The 2540-nt window shown below is 69.2% G+C and carries 2 protein-coding genes and 1 pseudogene; 1 reads left to right on the top strand and 2 read right to left on the bottom strand.

Annotated features, from left to right (window positions below; genetic code table 11):
• Together Mlute_RS14860 and Mlute_RS14855 are read right to left on the bottom strand one after the other, a co-directional pair.
• Positions 1 to 554: threonine ammonia-lyase (locus Mlute_RS14860; protein ID WP_119361305.1), on the bottom strand; the 554-nt coding region annotated here is incomplete at its 3' end.
• 9 nt (positions 555 to 563) lie between these two features.
• A complete protein-coding gene (locus tag Mlute_RS14855; protein WP_119361304.1) occupies positions 564 to 1577 on the bottom strand; it encodes a LacI family DNA-binding transcriptional regulator in 1014 nt (337 codons plus the stop codon).
• 155 nt (positions 1578 to 1732) lie between these two features.
• On the opposite strand from Mlute_RS14855, the pseudogene Mlute_RS14850 reads away from it, so the two are divergent.
• Positions 1733 to 2540 (top strand): annotated as a pseudogene (locus Mlute_RS14850) (ribulokinase); the annotation flags it as partial.

Raw genomic sequence — 2540 nt, 5'->3', positions numbered from 1 at the left:
CCCCCCACCAATCCCCCTCCCCCAATGGGCACCACCAGCACGTCCAGCTCGGGCAGGGCCTCCAGAAGCTCGAGGCCGATGGTGCCCTGCCCCGCGATGACCTTCTCGTCGTCAAAGGCGTGCACGTAGGTGTAGCCATGGCGCTGCTGCAGCTCGTGGGCGTGGGCCACCGCGTCGTCAAAGCTGGCTCCCCATAGGACCACCTCGGCCCCCAGCCGGCGGGTGGCCACCACCTTGGTCAGGGGAGCGTGCTGGGGCATCACGATTACCGCCCGGATGCCCTGCATGGAAGCGGCCAGGGCCACCCCCTGGGCGTGGTTCCCCGCCGAAGGGGCGATGACCCCGCGGGCCTTTTCCTCCGGGCTGAGGCGGGCGATTTTATGGTAGGCCCCACGAATCTTGAAGGAACCGCTCTTCTGGAGGCACTCGGCCTTCACGTAAACCCGCGCCCCTAGGTCCTCCGAGGCCAAAGGATCGGGCAGCACGGGGGTAGGGGCCACCACCCCTTGGAGGAGCTCACGAGCTTCCAACACATCTTCCAGACGAACCGCCATGCGGTGATTCTATCCCCCCGGCGGAGCACAGCTTCCCCGCCGGATAAGTCGCCCGGGGAAGCGCCGCCGCACTACCTTGTCCAGGGTCTGGTGTTCCACCGCGTCCAGGACGATTTCCACCGCCGCCCGGCCCATCTCCTCCACCGGCTGCTCAATCACATCCAGGGGCGGGGTGACCAAGGAAGTCCAGGAGTAGTTGTCAAAGGTGAGGAGGGAGACGTCCTGGGGAATGCGCAGGCCCAGTTCCCTCAGGGCCCTAAAGGCCCCCGCGGCCTCGCTGCCGGTAAGGGAGAAGAGGGCGGTGGGGGGCTCGGGCAGGCGCATCAGCTCCAGGGTGAGCTGGTAGGCCGCCTCCTCGCTGCGCTCAATGACCCGCTGGTAGGCCGGGTTGGGCGAAAGGCCCACCGCCTGCATGGCCTCGGGGAAGACCCTCGAGCGCTCGTCGGGGGTGAGGACGGGGTGGTAGTCGCCCAGGGTGGCAATCCGCCGGTGGCCCAGCTCATACAGGTAGCGCACCCCCTCAAACACGCACTGCCGCCCGTCCAGCATGACGTAGCTGAAGGGGCTATCGGGGTAGAAGTGGTCGATCTCGAGAATGTAGGTGCCCCGGGCCTGCATCTGCTTGAGGTAGTCAAGGTTGGGCGAGCCAAAGGCCGAGCGGATGATCAGGCCGCTTACCCGCTGGCCGCGGAAGAGCCGCAGGTTTTGCAGCTCGAGGCTCGAGTCGTACTCGCTGTCGGCGACCATCAGGGCGTAGCCGCGGGCCCGGGCCTCCCGGGCCACGCTGCGGGTCAGGCTGGCGAAGAAGGGCTCGATGATGTTGCCCACCATCAGCCCCAGGGTGCGGGTGCGGCCCCGCCGCAGCCCGCCGGCCACCTGGTCGGGCTCGTAGCCGAGCTCCTCAATGGCCTTGCGCACTCGCTCGAGGGTGGCCGGGGCCAGCAGGTGGGGCTCGTTGATGGCCCGCTTGGCGGTGGTGGGGGCGACCCCTGCGCGTTTGGCGACGTCCAGGATGCTGGGCACGTGACCATTTTAACCAGAAGGGGCTTGACAGGAAGTGAGGAGGGTATCTATCCTAATGGACACGAGACCATAAAGCGGGCGAGGCCAACATAAACCCTCACCTTGTTCATCTGAGCCCTAATGGTCACGTGACCATTATCTGGAGGTCTGGCTGCATGAAACCCCTGGCGCTGGGACTGGACTACGGCACCGAGTCGGCCCGGGCGGTGCTGATTGAGCTGGAAAGCGGCGCCGAGCTGGCCACGGCGGTGGAGCCCTACCCCCACGGGGTGCTGGAGCGGGCCCTGCCCTCGGGCCGCCTCCTGCCCCCGCTGTACGCCCTGCACCATCCGGGGGACTACCTAGAGGTGACCCGGCGGCTCCTGGTGCGGATGGGGGCCGAGGCCCTGCGGCACGGAGAAGTGGTGGGCATCGGCCTGGACACCACCGCCTCGAGCCCCCTCCCCACCGACGCCGAGGGAACCCCCTTGGCCCTCAAGGAGGCCTTCGCCGACGAACCCCACGCCTACCTGAAGCTCTGGAAGCACCACGCCGCCGAGCCCTACGCCCAGGCCATCAACCGGACCGCCCCCCCGTTTTTGCAGATGTACGGCGGCAAAACCAGCGCGGAGTGGTCGCTGGCCAAGGCCTGGGAGGTGCTGGCCGAGGCCCCCCGGGTCTGGGAGGCCACCGCCCGCTGGATTGAGGTGGGGGACTGGTTGGTCTGGCAGCTTTGCGGGGCCGAGGTGCGCTCGGCCTGCCAGGCCGGCTACAAGGCCCACTGGCAGCCCACGGGCTACCCCACGCCGGAGGCCCTGGCGGCGCTGGAGCCGGCCCTGGTGGGCTGGCTCGAGCGGCTGGCCCCACCCCACCCGGTGGGGCAGCAGGCCGGGGGGCTCAGGCCCGGGTGGGCCACCGAGGGCCTCCCCGCGGGCACCCCGGTGGCGGTGGCGGTGATTGACGCCCACGCCGCGGTGCCGGGGG

This window comes from Meiothermus luteus (assembly GCF_003574085.1).
Lineage (GTDB): Bacteria > Deinococcota > Deinococci > Deinococcales > Thermaceae > Meiothermus > Meiothermus luteus.
This window is presented reverse-complemented; position numbering and strand designations above follow the sequence as displayed.